The sequence below is a fragment of the Verrucosispora sp. CNZ293 genome (genome assembly GCF_002754655.1).
The window spans coordinates 198,214-219,018 of sequence record NZ_PEFR01000001.1 but is presented as its reverse complement, the minus strand read 5'-3'; the positions used below and the strand labels follow the sequence as shown (position 1 = coordinate 219,018).

Annotated in this window: 20 protein-coding genes; 3 read left to right on the top strand and 17 right to left on the bottom strand. The window is 70.4% G+C overall.

Annotated elements, in window-relative coordinates:
* Positions 1-37: 37 nt before the first annotated feature.
* The 4 genes from CLT74_RS00975 to CLT74_RS00960 form a co-directional block, all read right to left on the bottom strand.
* The gene (locus tag CLT74_RS00975; protein ID WP_199172295.1) at positions 38-2,014 is read right to left on the bottom strand and encodes an ABC transporter ATP-binding protein; all 1,977 of its coding nucleotides are present in this window, start codon (positions 2,012-2,014) and stop codon (positions 38-40) included.
* A gap of 111 nt (positions 2,015-2,125) precedes the next feature.
* Positions 2,126-2,893, bottom strand: a complete 768-nt coding sequence (locus tag CLT74_RS00970; RefSeq protein WP_099844851.1) for an enoyl-CoA hydratase/isomerase family protein — start codon at positions 2,891-2,893, stop codon at positions 2,126-2,128.
* A gap of 58 nt (positions 2,894-2,951) precedes the next feature.
* Complete coding sequence (locus CLT74_RS00965) at positions 2,952-3,179, bottom strand: helix-turn-helix domain-containing protein (RefSeq protein ID WP_007072022.1); 228 nt, start codon at positions 3,177-3,179, stop codon at positions 2,952-2,954.
* A 146-nt stretch (positions 3,180-3,325) separates the two neighbouring features.
* Positions 3,326-4,930: an ABC-F family ATP-binding cassette domain-containing protein gene (locus CLT74_RS00960; RefSeq protein WP_099844850.1), complete on the bottom strand. Its 1,605-nt coding sequence runs from the start codon at positions 4,928-4,930 to the stop codon at positions 3,326-3,328.
* 231 nt (positions 4,931-5,161) lie between these two features.
* Here CLT74_RS00960 and ypfJ point away from each other — a divergent pair, with 231 nt between their 5' ends.
* Positions 5,162-6,070 (top strand): KPN_02809 family neutral zinc metallopeptidase, encoded by a 909-nt coding sequence (gene ypfJ / locus CLT74_RS00955; RefSeq protein ID WP_099844849.1) that lies wholly within the window; start codon positions 5,162-5,164, stop codon positions 6,068-6,070.
* Between the two features lie 79 nt (positions 6,071-6,149).
* Here ypfJ and CLT74_RS00950 read toward each other — a convergent pair whose 3' ends face one another.
* The 10 genes from CLT74_RS00950 to CLT74_RS00905 form a co-directional block, all read right to left on the bottom strand.
* Positions 6,150-6,812, bottom strand: coding sequence for an acVLRF1 family peptidyl-tRNA hydrolase (locus CLT74_RS00950; protein ID WP_099851070.1), 663 nt, complete (start codon positions 6,810-6,812; stop codon positions 6,150-6,152).
* A gap of 30 nt (positions 6,813-6,842) precedes the next feature.
* Positions 6,843-7,469: a LysE family transporter gene (locus CLT74_RS00945; protein ID WP_099844848.1), complete on the bottom strand. Its 627-nt coding sequence runs from the start codon at positions 7,467-7,469 to the stop codon at positions 6,843-6,845.
* A 515-nt stretch (positions 7,470-7,984) separates the two neighbouring features.
* Positions 7,985-8,338, bottom strand: a complete 354-nt coding sequence (locus tag CLT74_RS00940; protein WP_486581877.1) for a metal-sulfur cluster assembly factor — start codon at positions 8,336-8,338, stop codon at positions 7,985-7,987.
* Entirely contained in the window at positions 8,335-8,811 is a 477-nt protein-coding gene (sufU, locus tag CLT74_RS00935; RefSeq protein WP_099844847.1) for a Fe-S cluster assembly sulfur transfer protein SufU, read from the bottom strand. The genes CLT74_RS00940 and sufU overlap by 4 nt, the downstream gene beginning before the upstream one ends.
* A complete protein-coding gene (locus tag CLT74_RS00930) occupies positions 8,811-10,115 on the bottom strand; it encodes a cysteine desulfurase (RefSeq protein ID WP_099844846.1) in 1,305 nt (434 codons plus the stop codon). Before CLT74_RS00930 ends, sufU begins: the two co-directional genes overlap by 1 nt.
* Positions 10,116-10,141: 26 nt before the next feature.
* Entirely contained in the window at positions 10,142-10,915 is a 774-nt protein-coding gene (sufC, locus tag CLT74_RS00925; protein ID WP_099844845.1) for a Fe-S cluster assembly ATPase SufC, read from the bottom strand.
* On the bottom strand, positions 10,915-11,241 hold the full coding sequence (locus CLT74_RS00920) for a non-heme iron oxygenase ferredoxin subunit (protein WP_099844844.1): 327 nt from the start codon (positions 11,239-11,241) through the stop codon (positions 10,915-10,917). The genes sufC and CLT74_RS00920 overlap by 1 nt, the downstream gene beginning before the upstream one ends.
* Positions 11,241-12,383 carry a Fe-S cluster assembly protein SufD gene (sufD, locus tag CLT74_RS00915; RefSeq protein WP_099851067.1) on the bottom strand — a complete coding sequence of 381 codons (1,143 nt, stop codon included), beginning with the start codon at positions 12,381-12,383 and terminating at the stop codon, positions 11,241-11,243. Before sufD ends, CLT74_RS00920 begins: the two co-directional genes overlap by 1 nt.
* Before the next feature lie 107 nt (positions 12,384-12,490).
* A complete protein-coding gene (gene sufB, locus CLT74_RS00910; RefSeq protein WP_099844843.1) occupies positions 12,491-13,921 on the bottom strand; it encodes a Fe-S cluster assembly protein SufB in 1,431 nt (476 codons plus the stop codon).
* Positions 13,918-14,721, bottom strand: coding sequence for a helix-turn-helix transcriptional regulator (locus CLT74_RS00905; protein ID WP_486582682.1), 804 nt, complete (start codon positions 14,719-14,721; stop codon positions 13,918-13,920). The genes sufB and CLT74_RS00905 overlap by 4 nt, the downstream gene beginning before the upstream one ends.
* Positions 14,722-14,836: 115 nt before the next feature.
* On the opposite strand from CLT74_RS00905, the gene CLT74_RS00900 reads away from it, so the two are divergent.
* Positions 14,837-15,805, top strand: coding sequence for a COX15/CtaA family protein (locus CLT74_RS00900; protein WP_099844842.1), 969 nt, complete (start codon positions 14,837-14,839; stop codon positions 15,803-15,805).
* 106 nt (positions 15,806-15,911) lie between these two features.
* Here the strand turns inward: CLT74_RS00900 and CLT74_RS00895 are convergent, their stop codons facing one another.
* From CLT74_RS00895 to CLT74_RS00885, 3 genes are all read right to left on the bottom strand, one after another.
* On the bottom strand, positions 15,912-16,844 hold the full coding sequence (locus CLT74_RS00895) for a hypothetical protein (protein WP_099844841.1): 933 nt from the start codon (positions 16,842-16,844) through the stop codon (positions 15,912-15,914).
* 6 nt (positions 16,845-16,850) lie between these two features.
* Positions 16,851-17,186, bottom strand: a complete 336-nt coding sequence (locus tag CLT74_RS00890; protein ID WP_099844840.1) for a hypothetical protein — start codon at positions 17,184-17,186, stop codon at positions 16,851-16,853.
* A 225-nt stretch (positions 17,187-17,411) separates the two neighbouring features.
* Positions 17,412-18,368: a heme o synthase gene (locus tag CLT74_RS00885; protein WP_099844839.1), complete on the bottom strand. Its 957-nt coding sequence runs from the start codon at positions 18,366-18,368 to the stop codon at positions 17,412-17,414.
* Between the two features lie 289 nt (positions 18,369-18,657).
* Between CLT74_RS00885 and tkt the strand changes: the two genes are divergently transcribed.
* Complete coding sequence (gene tkt, locus CLT74_RS00880; RefSeq protein ID WP_099844838.1) at positions 18,658-20,796, top strand: transketolase; 2,139 nt, start codon at positions 18,658-18,660, stop codon at positions 20,794-20,796.
* The last annotated feature ends 9 nt before the right edge of the window (positions 20,797-20,805 follow it).

Here is a 20,805-nt window from a genome sequence, read left to right as displayed (position 1 = left end):
GCCGGCGACCGGCTCGGCGGTCTGGGCGCGGCAGCCGTCAGTTGGCGGCGGCGGGCGGCATGGCCTCGTCGGCGATGTACTCCCGGGACGGGATGACCACCGGCTCCGGACCTGTGGCGTCGGCGTACGGAGTGGGTGAGTCGGCCACCGCGAACTGGGTGCGGTACAGCTCGGCGTAGAGACCGCCGACGGCGACCAGCTCGTCGTGCCGGCCCCGCTCCACGATCCGGCCGTCGTCGAGGACCAGGATCTGGTCGGCGTCCCGGACGGTGGAGAGCCGGTGGGCGATCACCAGGGCGGTGCGCCCGGTCAGCGCCACCGACAGCGCCCGTTGCACAGCCGCCTCACTCTCCGAATCCAGGTGGGCTGTCGCCTCGTCGAGGATCACGATGGATGGCGCCTTGAGCAGCAGCCGGGCGATGGCGATGCGCTGCTTCTCGCCACCGGAGAAGCGGTAGCCGCGCTCCCCGACGGTGGTGTCGAGCCCGTCGGGCAGCGACCTGACCAGATCGGCGACCTGTGCCCCCGCCAGGGCCGCCCACAGCTCGTCGTCGGTGGCCTCCGGCTTGGCGTAGCGCAGATTCTCCGCGATGGTCTCGTGGAACAGGTGCGAATCCTGGGTGACCACACCGATCTCGTCGCGCAGCGAGTCGAGCCGGGCGTCGCGGACGTCGACGCCGCCGACCAGCACCTGCCCGTCGGTGACGTCGTAAATGCGGGAGATCAGCATGGACAGCGTGGACTTGCCGGCACCGGAGGGCCCGACCAGCGCCACCATCTGCCCCGGCTCGACGCTGAAGGAGACGCCCTTGAGCACCGGTTCGTTGACCGTACGGTCCAGCGCCGCGACCTCCTCCAGCGACGCGAGGGAGATCTCCGCAGCGCTCGGGTAGCGGAACCGGACGTCGCGGAACTCGACAGTCCCCGCCCCCGGCGGCACCCGCACCGCGTCGGGCCGTTCCTTGATGCCCGGTTGCAGGTCGAGCACCTCGAAGACCCGGTCGAACGAGACGAGCGCGCTCATCACGTCCACCCGGACGTTGCTCAACGCGGTGAGCGGGCCGTAGAGGCGGGTGAGCAGCAACGCGAGGGTCACCACGGTGCCGGCGCTGACCTGGCCGCTGACCGCGAGCCAGCCGCCGAGGCCGTAGGTGAGTGCCTGGGCCAGTGAGGCCACCAGCAGCATGGCCACGAAGAAGGTCCGCGAATACATCGCGGAGGTGATGCCGATGTCGCGCACCCGCTCGGCCCGGGCGGCGAAGCGGGCCGCCTCCGCGTCCGGTCGGCCGAAGAGCTTCACCAGCAACGCGCCGGCGACCCCGAACCGCTCGGTCATCGTCGCGTTCATCCTGGCGTCGAGGTCGTACGACTCACGGGTGATCTCCGCCAGCCGCCGGCCCACCCGACGGGCCGGGATGATGAAGACCGGCAGCAGCACCAGTGACAGCGCCGTGATCTGCCAGGACAGGGTGAACATCACAGCTGCGGTGAGGACCAGCTGGATCACGTTGCTGACCACACCCGACAGCGTCGAGGTGAACGCCCGCTGGGCGCCCATGACGTCGTTGTTGAGCCGGCTGACCAACGCACCGGTCTGGGTCCGGGTGAAGAACTGCAACGGCATCCGCTGCACGTGGTCGTAGACGCGGGTCCGCAGGTCGAGGATGATGCCTTCGCCGATGCGGGCCGAATACCACCGTTGGGCCAGCGACAGCAGGGCGTCGGCGACCGCGAGCGCGGCGATGAACATGGCCAGCCGGATCACCAGCGCGCCGGCCTCGGAGCCGCCCCGGGTGATCGCGTCGATCACGTCACCGGCGAGCAACGGGGTCGCCACCCCGATCACCGCAGCGACGATCACGGTCAGCAGGAAGACGACGATGTCGCGTCGGTAGGGGTGGGCGAAGGCCACGATCCGGCGGGCGACACCGCGCTTGAGCCGGTGTGCGGCGATGTCGTCCTGGCTGCGCATCGACCGGAGCATGCTCCAACCGCCCATGCCGCCAGCGGCCATGTGGTTGGACATGCTCACCTCCGGATCAGGACGTCGTACACCGTCGGGTCAATTCTCCCGATGACTACGACAACCACGCGAGTAACCCGGATCTTCCCGAGCGGTCCTTACCTATTCTCCCCGGCCGGCGAGGTCCCGCAGCCGTCGCGTCTGCGCCTCCCGCTCGGCGCGCTGCTGCTCGGCGTGGGTACGCCCGGCAGCCCCGGCGAGCAGCGCCTTGATCTCGACGACGGTGTCCCGGTTGTGGGCGAGCAGCCCGGCGGTCAGGTCACGCACCGCGTCGTCCAGCTCCGCGGCGGGCACCACCAGGGTGGCCAGCCCGATCCGGTCGGCCTCCGCGGCGTCCATCCGCCGCCCGGTGGTGCAGATCTCCAACGCCCGGGCGTAACCGACCAGCTCGACCAGACGCTTGGTGCCGGCCAGGTCAGGTACCAGCCCCAACGCCACCTCGGCCATGGAGAACTTCGCGTCCTCGGCCAACACCCGCAGATCGCAGGCGAGGGCGAGCTGGAAACCGGCGCCGATGGCGTGCCCCTGCACCGCGGCGATCGAGATGATGTCGGGCCGGTGCAGCCAGGTGAAACCACCCTGATAGTCGGCGATCTTGTCGGCGCACTCCTGCTCCGGCAGGGTGGTCAGCTCGGCGAAGGAGCCGGGCCCGGAGGCACCGGCCACCGACAGGTCGAGGCCGGCGGAGAAGGCTCGCCCCTCGCCGCGTACCACGACCACCCGCACATCACCGGGCAGGTCCCGGGAGAAGTCGCTCATCGCGCGCCACATCGCCGGGGTCTGCGCGTTGAGCACGTCGGGCCGGCACAGGGTGACCGTGGCGACCGGCCCGTCGCATTCCAGCCGGACCCCGGTCGCCTCGGCGGTCACCGGGCGGCCCGGGTCGCGGTGGTGGTGGCGGTGCTGCTGGACAACGCTGACGGGCGGGTCACGCCTTCTTGCGACGCCGAGCGCCGCCGCGCTGCCGCAGCTGCACCCCGGACTCGGTGAGCACGCGGTGGATGAACCCGTACGATCGCCCGGTCGAGGCCGCGAGCGCCCGGATGCTCTCGCCCCCGGTGTACCGCTTGACGAGGTCCTTCGCGAGCGTCTGACGCTCGGCTCCGACGATCCGGCGACCCTTCTCAGTGCTGGTGGCTGTGCCAGTGGCTGCCATGCTGTGTCCTCACGTCCCAGACTGTGCGGTTCGGATACGGTCCCACCTATTAGACCGTCTCGAACGATCATGCGCCAGATATCAACTATTCGCCAACCGACACGCTATGCAATGTCAGCTTCCCGATAGGTGATGCCGCGAGCCGGTCAGGCCAACTCGACGAGTTCCAGCAGGTCGTCGCTCCAGGCGTCCTCGTCACCGTCCGGCAGCAGGATCGCCCGGTCCGGCTTGAGCGCGAGGACCGCCCCCGGATCGTGCGTGACCAGCACGATCGCCCCCGGATAGCGGGCGATGGCGTCGAGCACCTGCTCCCGGCTGACCGGGTCCAGGTTGTTCGTCGGCTCGTCGAGCAGCAGCACGTTGGCACCGGAACAGACAAGAGTGGACAGCGCCAGTCGGGTCTTCTCCCCGCCGGAGAGGACCCCGGCGGGCTTGTCCACGTCCTCGCCGGAGAAGAGGAAGGCACCCAGGATCTTCCGCAGTTCGGTGTCGGTCTGCTCGACCGCGGCGGCCCGCATGTTCTCCAGCACGGTCCGCTCCACATCCAGCGTCTCGTGCTCCTGAGCGTAGTAGCCCAGTCGCAGACCGTGACCGGGCCGCACCTCGCCGGTGTCCGGCTCCAGCAGACCACCGAGCATCCGCAACAGCGTGGTCTTGCCGGCACCGTTGAGCCCGAGGATGGCCACCCGGGAACCCCGGTCCACCGCCACGTTCACGTCGGTGAAGATCTCCAACGAGCCGTACGACTTGGACAGTCCGGTCGCGGTCAGCGGGGTCTTGCCGCACGGCGCGGGCGCGGGGAAACGCACCTTGGCCACCTTGTCGGCGACGCGTACCTCCTCCAGGCCGGACATCAGCCGTTCGGCTCGGCGGGCCATGTTCTGCGCGGCTACCGTCTTGGTGGCCTTGGCCCGCATCTTGTCGGCCTGGGCCATCAGCGCGCCGGCCTTCTTCTCGGCGTTCGCCCGCTCCCGACGGCGACGACGCTCGTCGGTCTCCCGCGCCTCCAGGTACGCCTTCCAACCCAGGTTGTAGACGTCGACCACGCTGCGGGTGGCGTCCAGGAACCACACCTTGTTGACCACCGACTCCAGCAGGTCCCCATCGTGGGAGATCACGATCAACCCGCCCTTGTGGTTGGCGAGGAAACCCCGCAACCAGGTGATCGAGTCGGCGTCCAGGTGGTTCGTGGGCTCGTCCAGCAGCAGGATGCCGCCACCGTTCTCGCCCGCGTCCCGGAACAGGATCCGGGCCAGCTCGATGCGGCGACGCTGACCGCCGGAAAGGGTGCCGATCGTCTGCGCCAGGGCCCGGTCGGGCAGCCCCAGGTTGGCGCAGATGCGGGCCGCCTCGGCCTCCGCCGCGTACCCGCCGAGCGCGGCGAACTGGTCCTCGAGCGCGCCGTAGCGGCGCACCAGGCGCTCGTCGCTGTCCTCGGCGAGCCGAGCCTCCAACTCCTTCATGCCGGCCATCAGCGCGTCCAGGCCACGGGCGGAGAGCACCCGGTCGCGGCCGGTGACGTCCAGATCGCCGGTACGCGGATCTTGCGGGAGGTAACCGACAGCGCTACGCCTGTCGACCTGCCCGGCGTACGGCTGGCCCTCACCGGCGAGCACCTTCAGCGTGGTGGTCTTGCCGGCGCCGTTGCGCCCGACCAGGCCGATCCGGTCACCGGGCTGCACCCGCAGCGTGGTGTCGGACAGCAGGATCCGGGCTCCGGCGCGCAGTTCCAGGCCGGTGGCAGTGATCATTTCGGGGTACTCGCTCTCGGGATCCGAAGGGCTGACTCAGGGCACACGAAAGCGCCGGCGGATCGTGGTGACCCGTCGGCGCGGGGCGTTCAGCCTTCGCAGCGCAGCACGGCACCAAGTGTACCGGGCCCCGGCCGACACCCCACGCGGATTACCGACCAAGATCGTCGGGTACCGGATCGCCGACCGGACCGGTTCCGGCCCACGAGCCACTTACTGATCGGGGTCACCATGGAGCTGAACGAGAACGCACGGATCGACACCAGCCAGGTGGAGGACCGGCGAGGCAGCGGCGGAGGCGGCGGGATGGGCATCCCCATCCCGATCGGCGGCGGGCGCGGCGGCATCGTCGGCATCGTCATCGCCGTGCTGGTGGCCCTCGTCGGTGGCGGCTTCGGCCTGAACGCCATGACCGGCGGCGAGGAGCAGGGCGACAACGCCGCGTTGGAGCAGCGTTGCGCCGCCGAGAACGCCCTGGAACAGCTCGACTGCCGCAACACCCTCTACGTCAACTCGATCCAGGCGTACTGGCGTACCGCCCTGCCGGAGGCGCTGGGCGAGCAGTACCGCCCGACCCGCACCGTCTTCTTCAGCCAGGCCGTCAACACCGCCTGCGGCCAGGCCGACTCCGGCGTCGGCCCGTTCTACTGCCCGGCCGACTCGCTCGTCTACATCGACCTCTCCTTCTACGAGGTGCTCGCCACCCAACTGGGCGCCGAGGGCGAGTTCGCCCAGCCGTACGTGCTGGCCCACGAGTACGGTCACCACGTGCAGAACCTGCTCGGCACCAACGAGCAGGTTCGCCGCCAGCAGCAGCGCGACCCGGGCAACGCCAACGACCTGTCGGTACGCCTGGAGTTGCAGGCCGACTGCTACGCGGGCGCGTGGGCGAAGAACGCCACAGGCACCGCCGACGAGAGCGGCCAGAAGATCTTCACCAGCATCACCGAACGGGACATCGCCGAGGCCATCGACACCGCGGAGGCGATCGGTGACGACGCCATCTCAAAGCGCGCCGACCGGCCGGTGAACCCGGAAGAGTTCACCCACGGCTCGTCCGCCGACCGCAAGCGGTGGTTCAACCGGGGCTACGAGAGCGGCGACCCGGCCTCCTGCGACACGTTCAGCGGCGCGGTCTGACGAATCGACACCCAGCGGGCCTGGTCACTCGTGACCGGGCCCGCGTCTGCGCGACGAGCCAGCCCACACCGGCGGTGTCCTAGCGGCCGGCGTCCGATTGCGGCTCGCGAACCAGAATGCGGACCGACCGGGCGGCGGCGAGAGCGGCGACAAGTACCGCGTACCGGGGTTCCGGGACGTCGAGCAACCGGTCGGCGCGCCGCGCGGCGAGCGGGGCGAGCCGACGGTCGGCCAGCACGGTGTCCACCGCCCGTCGGTCGCCGCCGGCGACCAACGCGTCGAGCCGGTCGGCCTCCGGCAGCAGCAGGCGTACGGCAAGATCCGCCGCATCGGCCAGCGCCGCCTTCGTCTGGTTGTCCCGGCGGCGGGCGAAACGCTGCTGCGACCAACCACCGGCGGCGGTACGTCCCTGCACGTAGCGGGTGTCCACCTTGTGCACGCTCAGCTGCGTACCCTCGGCCACCCCCATCGCCACCGCCCCTTTGCGGGCCAGCAACAGTCCGATCCGGCGCGGCGTGACGACCTCCCGGACGAAGGCATCCAGCTCCGGCAGGACAGGTGCCCCCGGCGGGGTGTGCAGTTCGGCGGTCGCACCGTCCGGGGCGGACAGCAGCAGGCCGTACGCCTGCCCGGTGACGGTGGGCGGGCCGTGCCGGTCGGCGAAGCCGGCGACCCAGCGGGCGGTCCGGTCCGGATCGACCTCCACCCACCGGCCACCGCCGGCGGCGGGTCGGCTGCTCATCAGCCGACCGTACGGCACGGGCCGCCCGGGTCAGCCACCGAGGAGCATGGCTACGGCGAGCACGGTGATGATGGCACTTGACAGCAGGGCGGTGACCAGCCGGCCACGGTCACTTGTGAGCACCCGCCCGATCAGTGAGCCGCCCCCGGCGATCAGCAGCTGCCAACTGGCCGAGGCGAGGAACACCCCCAGGCTGAAGACCACCGCGACGGCGGCGCCGGAGCCACCCAGGTCCGCCCGACCGAGCACCAGTGCCGTGAAGTAGACGATTGTCGCCGGGTTGAGCAGGGTCAACGCGAGGATTCCGACGAAGGCCCGGGCCGGCGTGTCCAACCCACGCGCGGGCTTCGAGGAACTGCGTGGGCGGCGTACCCGCAGGGCGCGCCACGTGCCGTGGGTGGCGAGGGCGAACAGCACCATGGCCCCGACCAGCCGCAGCGGCCCGGCGACCGGCGCGAGCCAGCCCGCGACCACCGCGCCGCCGAGCGCCGCGACACCGGCGTAGAGCCCGTCGGCGGTGGCCACTCCGAGTGCGGCGGCCGAGCCGACCCGGAACGAGGTCCGCGCGGTGAGCCCGAGGATGAGCACGGCGATCGCGCCGACCGGGACGGCCACGCCGTAGCCGGCGACCAGACCGGCGAGGAACGCGCCGGTCACGACAGACGCCGTGCCGAGACGCGACCCGACGCGAGCCGCTGTCGACGCGCGGCGGTGGCCACGGCGACAGGACACGGCTTCATCGGGTACGCCTCACTCACCGCGCCATCCTGCGGCGAGCCGGCGCAGCAGCGCCACGGATTTTCCGACCCGGGCGGCACGCCTCTCGATCCCGTCGGACAGCTCGGTACCGTGACGTCGCCCCGATTGCCGGTCGCCCGGCGCCGCTGCCTCATCAACGCTGTCGAGCTGAACCGTCCACGCCCTCAGGCATCCGCCCCGCCACCCCACACCCGGCAAGGCCGTCGCCGGGTCGGTTGCGATGCGCCCACGCCCTCAGCTCGACAGCGCCACGACCACCAGCACCCCGTGCCGGGACACGCTGGCCGCCGCCGGGAGGTTGGCCATTGTCGCGGCGGCCCGAGCCGTCGACGGATCCGCAGCGAGACGTCGGGCGCGGCATCCGGTGGATGCCGCGCCCGAGGTGGCACTCCGGAGCCTGCCCGGAGAAGCTGTCAGACGTTGAACCCGAGGGAGCGGAGCTGGTCGCGGCCCTCGTCGGTGATCTTGTCCGGTCCCCACGGGGGAAGCCAGACCCAGTTGATCCGGATGTCGTCGACCAGACCACCGCCGGGGCCGGTGGTCAGCGCCTGGCGGGTCTGGTCCTCGATCACGTCGGTGAGCGGGCAGGCCGCCGAGGTCAACGTCATGTCCAGGGTGGCCACGTTCTGGTCGTCGACGTGCACCCCGTACACCAGGCCGAGATCGACCACGTTGATGCCCAGCTCCGGGTCGACGACGTCCTTCATCGCCTCCTCGATGTCGGCGACGGCGGCCTTGCCGCCGGCCGGCGCGGTGTTCTCACTCATGCCTTCACCTCCGTCGGGCTCGCGCCCACACCGGCGCGTGCCGCGGCGTCCTTGAACGCCATCCACGGCAACAGCGCGCACTTGACCCGGGCGGGGTAGCGGGCGACACCCTCGAACGCCACCCCGTCACCGAGCACGTCCTCGTCCGGCGTGACCTGACCACGACCGGACATCAGCGCCAGAAACGCCTCGTGCACCTCGAACGCCTCCGTCGCACCCCGGCCGGTCAGCAGCTCGTGCAGCACGCTCGCGGACGCCTGGCTGATCGAACAGCCCATCCCGTCGTACGACACGTCGTGCAGCAGCTGACCGTCGGTGGCCACCCGGACGGTGATCTCGTCCCCGCAGGTCGGGTTGACGTGGTGCGCTTCGCCGACCCGGTCGGCCGGGTCCTCGGCGTCGCGCAGCCCGCGACCGTGCGGGTGCTTGTAGTGGTCCAGGATGATCTCCTGGTAGAGAGATTCAAGCTGCATCAGCCGAAGACCTTCCGCACCTGCTCCAGGCCCGCCACCAGCGCGTCGATCTCCTCGGTGGTGGTGTAGAGGTAGAACGAGGCCCGGGTGGTGGCCGGCACCCCGAACCTGGCGCAGACCGGACGGGCGCAGTGATGGCCCACCCGCACCTGCACGCCGAGGGAGTCGAGCACCTGACCCACGTCGTGCGGATGCACGTCTCCGAGGGCGAACGAGATGGTGCCGCCCCGGCCGACCGGCACCTCCGGGCCGAAGATCCGCAGGCCGGGCACGGTACGCAGGGCGTCCAGCGCGTACGCGGTCAACTGCTTCTCGTGCCACTGGATCGCCGGCATGCCGACGCCGGTGAGGTAGTCCACTGCCGCACCGAGCGCGACCGCCTCGGCGATCGGCGGGGTGCCAGCCTCGAAACGGGCCGGCGGCGCGGCGTACGTGGAGCCGCCCATCGTCACCGTCTCGATCATCGAGCCGCCACCGAACACCGGCGGCATCGCGGCCAGCAGTTCGGTCCGGCCCCAGAGCACGCCGATGCCGGTCGGGCCGCACATCTTGTGCCCGGTGAAGACGATGAAGTCCGCGTCCAGGTCGACCACGTCGATCGGCATGTGCGGCACCGACTGCGAGCAGTCCAGCAGCAGCAGCGCCCCCACCTCGCGGACCCGGGCGGTGATCCGCGAGGTGGCGTTGACGGTGCCGAGGATGTTGGACATGTGCACCAACGAGACGATCTTCGTCCGCTCGTTGACCAGGTCGGTCAGGCCGGACTCGTCCAGCCGGCCGTTGTCGGTGACCGGGAACCAGCGCAGTGTCGCACCGGTCCGCTCGGCCAGCAGCTGCCACGGGACGATGTTCGAGTGGTGCTCCATCTCCGAGATGACGATCTCGTCGCCCGGCCCCAGCCGGAACCGGGGGTCGGCGTCGGGCCGCAGCGAGGCGTTGGAGAACGCGTACGCCACGATGTTGATCGCCTCGGTGGAGTTCTTGGTGAAGACCACCTCGTCGACGCTCGGCGCGTTGACGAACGCGGCGACCTTCCCCCGGGCCCCCTCGTACGCCTCGGTGGCCTCGGTGCCGAGCGTGTGCACCGAGCGGGACACGTTGGCGTTGTGCCGGGCGTAGTGCTCGGCCAGCACGTCGAGCACCTGGCGCGGCTTGTGCGAGGTGTTGGCGCTGTCCAGGTAGACGAGCGGATGCCCGTTGATCTCCCGATCGAGGATCGGGAAGTCGGCGCGTACCGCCGCCACGTCGTAGCGGGGCACGTCGTCGTACTGCGGCATCCCCGGGGGGATCGCGATGGTGGTCATCGTCGTGACCGGCCCTTCCTTCGGGATCAGACCCGCGCCGGACCAGCCCCGGCCGCGTACCGCTCGTAGCCGGACTCCTCGAGCTTGTCGGCCAGCTCCGGGCCACCCTGCTCGACGATGCGACCGGCGACGAAGACGTGCACGAAGTCAGGCTTGATGTAACGCAGGATCCGGGTGTAGTGGGTGATCAGCAGCAGGCCGGTGTCACCGGTGTCACGCACCCGGTTCACCCCCTCGCTCACCACCCGCAGCGCGTCCACGTCGAGGCCCGAGTCGGTCTCGTCGAGGATGGCCATCTTCGGCTTGAGCAGTTCCAGCTGGACGATCTCGTGGCGCTTCTTCTCACCGCCGGAGAAGCCCTCGTTGACGTTGCGCTGGGCGAAGGCCGGGTCCATGTGCAGCCGCTCCATGGCACCGCGCAGCTCGCCGCCCCAGGTGCGCAGCTTCGGCGCCTCGCCGTCGATCGCGGTCTTGGCGGTACGCAGGAAGTTCGCCACCGAGACGCCGGGGACCTCGACCGGGTACTGCATGGCGAGGAAGAGACCGGCGCGGGCCCGCTCGTCGACGGACATCTCCAGGACGTCCTCGCCGTCCAGGGTCACCGAACCACCGGTGATCTCGTACTTCGGGTGGCCGGCGACCGAGTACGCCAGGGTCGACTTGCCGGAGCCGTTCGGGCCCATGATCGCGTGGGTCTCCCCCGACTTCACGATCAGGTCGACACCGTGCAGGATCGGCTTGAGCTCACCCTCGGGCAGCTTCACCGACACCTGCAGGTCGCGGATCTCCAGGGTGCTCATTATCGGGTCACTCCATTGCTCGGCGTCAGACTGACGTAGATGTCACCGTCGCGGACTTCGACGGGGTAGACGGGTACGGGTTCGGTGGCGGGCAGCCCGGTGGGCTCGCCGGTACGCAGGTCGAAGCGGGAGCCGTGCAACCAGCACTCCAGCGTGCAGCCTTCGACCTCGCCCTCGGAGAGCGCCACGGCCGCGTGCGAGCACTCGTCGAACACGGCGTAGAACTGGTCGTCCTCGCCGTGTACGAGCGCGATCTGGGTGCCGTCGACGTCGGCGCTGATCACGGTGCCCTTCGGCACGTCCTCGATGGCGCAGATGCGGATCATCAGGCGCCCGCCTTCGCCAGCCGAGCCTCGATAGCGTCCCCCAGGCGCTCACGCAGGGGCTCCACCGGGATCTTGTTCAGCAGCTCGGCGAAGAACCCGCGCACCACCAGCCGGCGTGCCTCAGCCTCCGGGATGCCCCGGGCCATCAGGTAGAACAACTGCTCGTCGTCGAAGCGGCCGGTGGCGCTGGCGTGGCCGGCCCCGGCGATTTCGCCCGTCTCGATCTCCAGGTTCGGCACGGAGTCGGCTCGGGCGCCGTCGGTGAGCAGCAGGTTCCGGTTGATCTCGTACGTGTCGGTGCCGGTCGCCTCGGCCCGGATCAACACGTCGCCGACCCAGACGGTGCGGGCGCTCTCCCCCTGCAACGCGCCCCGGTAGCCCACGTAGCTGCGGCAGTCCGGCACGGTGTGGTCGACCAACTGGCGGTGCTCCTGGTGCTGGCCGGAGTCGGCGAAGTAGACGCCGTACAGCTCGGCCTCGCCGCCACGGTCGGTGTACTCGACTGTGGTGTGCTGGCGGACCAACTCGCCGCCGAGGGTGACCTGCACGTGCAGCACCCGGGCGTCCCGACCGAGTCGCACCTTCAGGTGCTGCGCCTGCACCGCGTCGTCGGCCCAGTCGGCCACGGTGACCAGGGTGAGCTTCGCCCCGTCGCCCACCGACACCTCGACGTTGTCCGCCAGGGTGGCCGAGCCGACGTGCTCCAGCACCAGGATCGCCTCGGCGAACCGACCCACCTCCACGACCGTGTGCCCGAAGGCCAGGCCCTCGACGCCGCCACCGACCGCCCGGAGGATGGCCGGGCCACTGATCACGGCGTCCTGCGCCACCCGCACCAACAGCGCCTGCCCGGCTCCGGTGTACGCCAGCGCGCTGACCCGGTCGAACGGGGTGAGCACGCTGCCGACCCGCGGGTCGTCGTGGCCGATGCGCTCCACGGACACGCCCTCGGGCAGGTCGGCGTACTCGTGCCGAATCGTGCCGGTGGCGGTCGGGTCGTCACCGACCAGCCCACGCAGCCGCTTGAGCGGGGTGAAACGCCACTCCTCCTCCAGGCCGGTCAGGGCCGGGAAGTCGGCGACATCGTACGAACGCAGCGCCTGCGACTTGGTGCTGGGCGGCGCGGAAGCCTGGGTAGTCATCTCGTCCTTGATCTGTTCTACGACGACGGTGTCATTGACTGGAGGGTCGGTCAGGGGGCGCACGCCCCGGCCCGACGGATGGCGTTCGCCGGTGACGCCGCTCGGCGTCAGCCGACCGCGCCCTCCATCTGCAGCTCGATCAGGCGGTTGAGCTCCAGCGCGTACTCCATGGGCAGTTCCTTGGCGATCGGCTCGATGAAGCCGCGCACGATCATCGCCATCGCCTCGTCCTCGCTCAGGCCCCGGCTCATCAGGTAGAAGAGCTGGTCCTCGCTGACCTTGGAGACGGTCGCCTCGTGCCCCATCGACACGTCGTCCTCGCGGATGTCGACGTAGGGGTAGGTGTCGGAGCGGGAGATAGTGTCGACGAGCAGGGCGTCGCACTTGACCGTGCTGGCGCTGCTGTACGAGCCCTCCAGCACCTGCACCAGGCCCCGGTACGAGGTCCGGCCGCCGCCCCGGGCGATCGACTTCGACACGATGGTGCTGCTGGTGTGCGGTGCCGCGTGCACCATCTTGGCGCCGGCGTCCTGGTGCTGGCCCTCACCGGCCATGGCCACCGAGAGCACCTCGCCCTTGGCGTGCTCGCCGGTCATGTAGACCGCCGGGTACTTCATGGTCACCTTGGAGCCGATGTTGCCGTCGATCCACTCCATGGTCGCGCCCTCGTGGCACACGGCGCGCTTGGTGACCAGGTTGTAGACGTTGTTCGACCAGTTCTGGATGGTCGTGTAACGGCACCTGGCGTTCTTCTTGACGATGATCTCCACCACGGCGCTGTGCAGCGAGTCCGAGGAGTAGATCGGGGCGGTGCAGCCCTCGACGTAGTGCACGTACGCACCCTCGTCGACGATGATCAGCGTCCGCTCGAACTGGCCCATGTTCTCGGTGTTGATCCGGAAGTACGCCTGCAGCGGGATCTCCACGTGCACACCCTTCGGCACGTAGATGAACGAGCCGCCGGACCACACGGAGGTGTTCAGCGCGGCGAACTTGTTGTCGCCGACCGGGATCACCGTGCCGAAGTACTCCTTGAAGACGTCCTCGTGCTCCTTGAGCGCGGTGTCGGTGTCGAGGAAGAGGACACCCTGCTCCTCCAGGTCCTCGCGGATCTTGTGGTAGACCACCTCGGACTCGTACTGGGCGGCGACACCGGCGACGAGGCGCTGCTTCTCCGCCTCCGGGATGCCCAGCCTGTCGTAGGTGTTCTTGATGTCCTCGGGCAGGTCCTCCCAGCTGGCGGCCTGCTTCTCGGTGGAGCGCACGAAGTACTTGATGTTGTCGAAGTCGATCCCGGTGAGGTCGGCGCCCCAAGCCGGCATCGGCTTGCGCTCGAACAGCCGCAGACCCTTCAGGCGCAGGTCGAGCATCCAGGCCGGCTCGTTCTTCTTGGCCGAGATGTCTCGCACCACCGCCTCGTTGAGGCCGCGCTGAGCCGAGGACCCGGCGACGTCCGGGTCGGCCCAGCCGTACTCGTAGTTGCCCAGGGCGGCGAGCTGCTCCTCCTGGGTCAGGGGCTGGACGATCTGCTCGGTCATCTATCTGTCCTCACAGTGGTGACGGTCTTACCGGACTGGGCGTGCGGCGAACCCGGAATGTGCGTGGTGCACACCCCGTCGCCGTGCGCGATGGTGGCCAGGCGCTGCACGTGGGTACCGACCAGGCGGGAGATCACCGTGGTCTCGGCCTCGCACAGCTGGGGAAACTCGGCGGCCACGTGCGCCACCGGGCAGTGGTGCTGACAGAGCTGGCCGCCGGAGGCGATCGTGGAGGCACTGGCAGCGTATCCCTCCGCGGTCAGCGCCGCGGCGAGTGCCTCGGCACGGGCCATCGGATCGTCGCCGGCATCGGCCAGGGCGGCCTGACAGCGCGTCTCCAGGGCGGCCACCTGCTCGGCGGCGAACCTCTCCACCGCGCGTGAGCCGCCGGTACGCGCGATCCAGCGCAGCGCGGCGGTGGCCATGTTGTCGTAGTGGTGCGTGCCACACCGGCTCCGGGCGGCGTCGGTGAGCAGGAACACCTTTGCCGGTCGGCCCCGCCCCCGGTGACCGCGTACGGTCTGCTCACGGGCCACGACGTCACCGTCGGCGAGCATCGCGTCCAGGTGCCGGCGGATCGCCGCCGGGCTGAGCCCGAGCGCGTTGCCCAACTGGGCGGCGGTGGCGGCGCGACGTTCCAGCAGCAGCAGGGTGACCCGGTCCCGGGTCGACGGCTCACCGGCCGGTGTTGCCTGGGTGCCGGCCGGGACCTGCGGGGCGGATGTGACGACGGGCAACGACCCGCCGACGGCCGGCCCGGCCGTCGGCTGGTGCCCGGTGAGTCCCGCCGCCTTTTTCACAACGCCCACGTTACGTAATTCAATCTGGGCCCGCAAACGTGACCCCGGTGATCCGAGCCACCGCACCGGCGGAGTCACCCGATCGGCGACAACTACGTTGCGTAGGATTCGGCTCGTGAATCGACCCGCCCGATCTCTGGTCTCCATCACCCTGCTGCGTCGACTGGCGTTGGCCAACGTCGTCGCGAACGTCGCGATCGTGGTCACCGGCGGGGCGGTGCGGCTGACCGCGTCCGGGTTGGGCTGCCCCACCTGGCCCCGGTGCACCGACGAGTCGTACACCACCACGGCCGAGATGGGCATGCACGGGGTGATCGAGTTCGGCAACCGCCTGCTCACCTTCGTGCTGGTGCTGATCGCGGGCGCCACGCTGCTGGCCGTGCTCGCGTACCGGCCCCGCCGACGGGGTGCGGTGCCGCTGGCACTGGCCGTCGTCCTCCTCATCGTGGCGCAGGCCGTGATCGGCGGGATCACCGTCCGCACCCAGCTGCATCCCTCGATCGTGGGCATCCACTTCGTGGTGTCGATGCTGCTGCTTGTCGTCGCGTACGCCCTGTGGCGTCGGGTGGGCGAGCCGGACGGCCGCAAGGTACCGGTGGTGCCGCCGGCGCTGCGGTCCCTCACCTGGATCACCGTGGTGGCCAGCGCGGCGGTCATCGTGGTCGGGGTGGCGGTGACCGGTAGCGGACCGCACGCCGGCGACGCCGACGCCGTCCGCAACGGCCTGGATCCGCAGACGATCTCCCAGATCCACGCCGACCTGGTCTTCCTGCTCGTCGGCCTGACCGTGGGCCTGTGGCTGGCGTTGCGGGCGGTCGGCGCGCCGGCGCGGGCGGTACGAGCCGCGCTGACCCTGCTGCTTGTTGAACTGGGTCAGGGCGTGATCGGCTTCGTGCAGTACTTCACCAACCTGCCGGCGCTGCTGGTCGGCCTGCACATGCTCGGCTCCTGCCTGGTCTGGCTCGCCACCCTGGCCGTGCTCTGGTCAACCCACGAGCGCCACCCCGCCGACGACCCGACGCCAACCCAGCCAGCCGCCCCCACCCCCACCGAGCCCGCCCACCCGGCCCCCACCCCCGCCTGACCTCGCATTGATCATGAAGTAGTTGTCACTCTCTCCGGCGTGGCACGACAACAACTTCATGATCAACCCGTCGAGGCGAGGGGGGGCAGCGGGGGGGCAGCGGGGGTCAGGGGGTGGGGTGGGAGAGGTGGGTGAGGTAGGTGAGGATGGCGTCGGCTAGGCGGTCGGGTGCGCCAGCGGAGTGGCCGAGGAAGAGGGAGGGCTCGGTCAGTTCCAGCTCCACCAGCACCGGGGTGCCGTCGGGGCCGGGAATCAGGTCGACCCGGGCGTAGAGCAGGCGGTCGGACCCGCCCGGCACCGCCGCGAGGGTCTGCTCCGCGACGGCGAGTTGCGCCGGCTGCGCCGTGCGGGCGGTGATTTCCTCGACCTTGTACAGCCCGTCGACACCCTCGTCCGGCCCGGTCAGCATCGGGCCTTTGCGGATGGCGTGGCTGAAGGTCAACCCGGTCGGGCCGGCCAAGAAGAGCAGCGCGGTCTCTCCGTCGGTGTCGACCGCGTTCAGGTACGGCTGGACCATTGCCACCCGGCCGGCCGCACCGAGCCGACGCACGTGGGCGACCGCGAGGTCCCGGTGCCCCGGGTCGGCCAGGTCGTACCGGCCGGTGTCCTGGCTGCCGGCGCTCACGGCCGGCTTGATGACGTACTCACCGTGATCCGCAGGTGGCTGCCACGGCTCGCCGGGCCGCACCCAGCCGGTCGGGACCGTGGGTACACCGGCGGCGGACAACTCGTCGAGGTAGCGCTTGTCGGTGTTCCAGCGCACCACGTCCGCTGGATTGACCAGTCGGGGCACGCCCGTGGCCCAGGCGACGAACTCGTCCCGGCGGGACATGTAGTCCCAGGGCGAGCGGAGCACGGCCAGGTCGTAGCGGGCCCAGTCGACGTCCGGGTGGTCCCAGACGACGGGTTCGGCGAGGATCCCGCGCGCGGCCAGCGGAGCCACCACGAGACGGTCGTCGTCGTCGAGGTCGGCCAGATCGGTGCAGGTGACAAGAGCGACCCGGGGTTTCCCCCGGGTCGACTGGTGGTGATCGGTCAACTTATCTCAACGGGCCATCGTGCGCCGGGCCATCGAACGCCACAGGTCGTTGCTCGGGCGCATCTGGTCCATCAGTTCCCGCTCCCAGGCGTTCTCCACGGCCACCCCGGCCTGCGCGCAGGCCTCACGGGCGGTCACGGTGTCCTCGGCGAACTGGTCGCCCCAGGCGCCGTCGGAGCCCACCAGGACGATGCGGGCGCCGCGCTTGCCGACGTACTCGATGACCGCCTTCGCCCCGCCGTGCTCGGCGGCGAACGACTTGATGCCCGCGACCAGCCCGTTGGAGGCCTGCCCGGAGGCGGTCTGATCAGCCGTCAGCGTCGTATCGGAACCATCTGCCATAACGTGAAGCCTAAGCAGACAGCCACTCGAACGGGCGAGAACCGTGAAGCTTTTGTGATACCCATTACCCGAAGGTTTAAGCGGGACCACAGACGTTTCGCCCGTATTTATCAGCATCAAACAGGGTCTTTCGGAGCGGCGAAAGCGTCACCAACCGGGCGCATCTGGAGACACGGCACTCATGCCCCACTGCCCCGCCCACCGCAGCGACCGGCGAGCAGGCGGTCAGAGCAGGGCGTCGAGGGCCGCGGCGGCGAAGACGATGGTCAGGTACGTCGTCGACCAGTGGAACAGCCGCATCGGCTTGACCGGCTCGCCCCGGCTGGCCCGGCCGGCGAGCTTGTGCGCCTCGGCCACGAAGATCGCGCCGACCACAAGCGTCGGAACACCGTAGACCGCACTCAGCCCCAGCGGCCAGACGGCCAGCGAGGTCAGCACGGTCAGCCAGGCGAAGAGCACGATCTCGGCGTTGACCCGGCGGACCGACGCGACAACCGGAAGCATCGGGATGCCGGCCCGGGCGTAGTCGTCCTTGTACTTCATCGCCAGCGGGTAGAAGTGCGGCATCTGCCAGAAGAAGACCACCCCGAACAGCGCCCACGCCACCGGCGACAGCGAGCCGGTCACCGCCGCCCAGCCGATCAGCACCGGCGCGGCGCCGCAGGCGCCACCCCAGAAGGTGTTCGCCGCCGTCGTGCGCTTGAGCCACAGGGTGTAGACCACGTCGTAGTAGACGATCGCGGCAAGCGTGAGCCCGGCGGCGAGCAGATTTGTGAACACCGCCATCAACGCGACCGAGACCACCGCCAGCACCAGGCCGAAGATCAGCGCGTTGCGGGGCGTCACGGTGTGCGCCGGCAGCGGCCGTCGCTTCGTACGCCGCATCACCTGGTCGATGTCCCGGTCGATGTAGCAGTTGAGCACGCTGGCCGCGCCCGCCGCGAGCGAGCCGCCGACAAGCACCACCGCGACCAGCCACAGCGACGGCAGCCCACCGTGCGCGAGCATCATCGCCGGCACCGTGGTGACCAGCAGCAGCTCCACGATCCGCGGCTTGGTCAGCGTCACGTACGCCGCCACCACCGCCCGCAGGTCGCGGGGGCGGGCTGGGGTCTCCCCGGCCGTACGCACCGGCGTCTGCCCGGCAGGGTTGCTGACGGGGCGCTCGGTGATCATGCTCACGGATTGCCACCTTCCGGCGTCGGGAGGGGAGGTCACGGCGGCCGGACCGGCTCGGGTCCACACACCGACCCACACACTACGCGTTGTCGTTTTGGCTGCCCGGGCGACCCGGCAACGGTGCCAGTCGTCACACCGACGGGCTGGCGGACGGCCTGACGGCGGGCTGAACCGTGTAGCGCACCCGAAACGTACAGACCAGCATGCTGAGATCCTCGGGCGCACGTTTAGCCGCGCTCGATAGGGTCATCACTGAGGGTTCCGCCCATCTCGCCGAGGAGCACAAACCACCGTGGCTGCCAACCGACCCGCGCCCCCCGCACTTGACTGGTCCGACCTCGACCGCCGTGCCGTGGACACCGTCCGCGTACTGGCCATGGACGCCGTGGAGAAATCCGGCAACGGCCACCCGGGCACCGCGATGAGTCTCGCCCCTGCGGCGTACCTGCTGTTCAACCGGGTGATGCGGCACAACCCCGCCGACCCGAACTGGCCCGGCCGGGACCGCTTCGTGCTCTCCGCCGGCCACTCCAGCCTGACGCTGTACATCCAGCTCTTCCTGGCCGGCTACCCGCTGAGCCTGGACGACCTGAGGTCGCTGCGGCAGTGGGGTTCGCTCACCCCGGGCCACCCCGAGCACGGGCACACCCCCGGCGTGGAGACCACCACCGGCCCGCTCGGCCAGGGCCTGGGCAACGCCGTCGGCATGGCCATGGCGGCGCGGCGCGAACGCGGCCTGTTCGACCCGGAGGCCGAGGCCGGTGAGTCCGCCTTCGACCACCACATCTGGTGCATCGCCTCCGACGGCGACATCGAGGAGGGCATCAGCCACGAGGCCAGCGCCCTGGCCGGGCACCAGCAGCTGGGCAACCTCTGCCTCATCTACGACGACAACGAGATCTCGATCGAGGACGACACCCGCATCGCGATGAGCGAGGACGTGGCCGCCCGCTACGCCGCGTACGGCTGGCACGTGCAGACCGTCGACTGGCGGCGCGGCGACGCGGAGCAGGGCGACTACCACGAGAACGTCGAGGAGCTGTACCAGGCGCTGCTGGCCGCCAAGGCGGAGACCGGCCGCCCGTCGTTCATCGCGCTGCGCACCATCATCGGTTGGCCGGCACCGAACAAGCAGAACACGGGCAAGATCCACGGCTCGGCGCTGGGCGCCGACGAGGTGGCCGCCACCAAGGAGGTCCTCGGTTTCGACCCGGCCGGTTCGTTCGAGGTCACCGAGGAGGTGCTCGGCCACACCCGGTCGGCGCTGCGTCGTGGCGAGGCCGCCCAGCAGGAGTGGACGGCCGCCTTCGACGCGTGGTCGAACGCCAACCCGGAGCGCCGCGCGCTCTACGACCGGCTGGCCGGCCGGACGCTGCCCGAGGGCTGGGCCGACGCCCTGCCGGAGTTCCCCGCCGACGCCAAGGGTGTCGCCACCCGGGCCGCCTCCGGCAAGGTGCTGGCCGCGCTCGCCCCGGTGCTGCCCGAGCTGTGGGGTGGCTCCGCCGACCTGGCCGAGAGCAACAACACCACGATGAAGGGTGAGCCCTCCTTCGTCCCCAGCCAGTACGCCACCAAGGAGTTCCCGGGCCACGAGTACGGCCGGACCCTGCACTTCGGCATCCGCGAGCACGCCATGGGCGCGATCCTCAACGGCATCGCCCTGCACGGTGGCACCCGCCCGTACGGCGGCACCTTCCTGGTGTTCAGCGACTACATGCGGCCCTCCGTCCGGTTGGCCGCGTTGATGAAGCTGCCGGTGGTCTACGTCTGGACGCACGACTCCATCGGTCTCGGCGAGGACGGCCCGACCCACCAGCCGGTGGAGCAGCTGACCGCGCTGCGGGCCATTCCCGGCCTGGACGTGGTCCGGCCGGCCGACGCCAACGAGACCGCCTGGGCCTGGCGGCAGGCGCTGGAGCACACCGACCGGCCGACGGCGTTGGCGTTGAGCCGGCAGGCGCTGCCGACGCTGGACCGCTCGCAGCTGGCCGGCGCCGAGGGCGTCGCCAAGGGCGGCTACGTGCTGGCCGAGGCGTCCAACGGCAAGCCCGAGGTGATCATCGTGGGTACCGGCTCCGAGGTGCAGCTCTGCCTGACCGCCCGGGAGCGGCTGGAGGCCGGCGGCACCCCCACCCGGGTCGTGTCGATGCCCTGCCAGGAGTGGTTCTTCGAGCAGGACGAGGCGTACCGGGAGTCGGTCCTGCCGCGCGGGGTAAAGGCCCGGGTGAGCGTGGAGGCGGGCATCGCGATGTCCTGGCGCGGCATCGTCGGCGACTGCGGCGAGACCGTCAGCCTGGAGCACTACGGCGCGAGTGCCCCGCACTCCGTGCTCTTCGAGCAGTTCGGCTTCACGCCGGACCGGATCGTCGCCGCCGCGCACGCGGCGCAGACCCGGGTCGGCGACATCACCGGTTTCACGACCGGCAACTGAGGGGAGCGC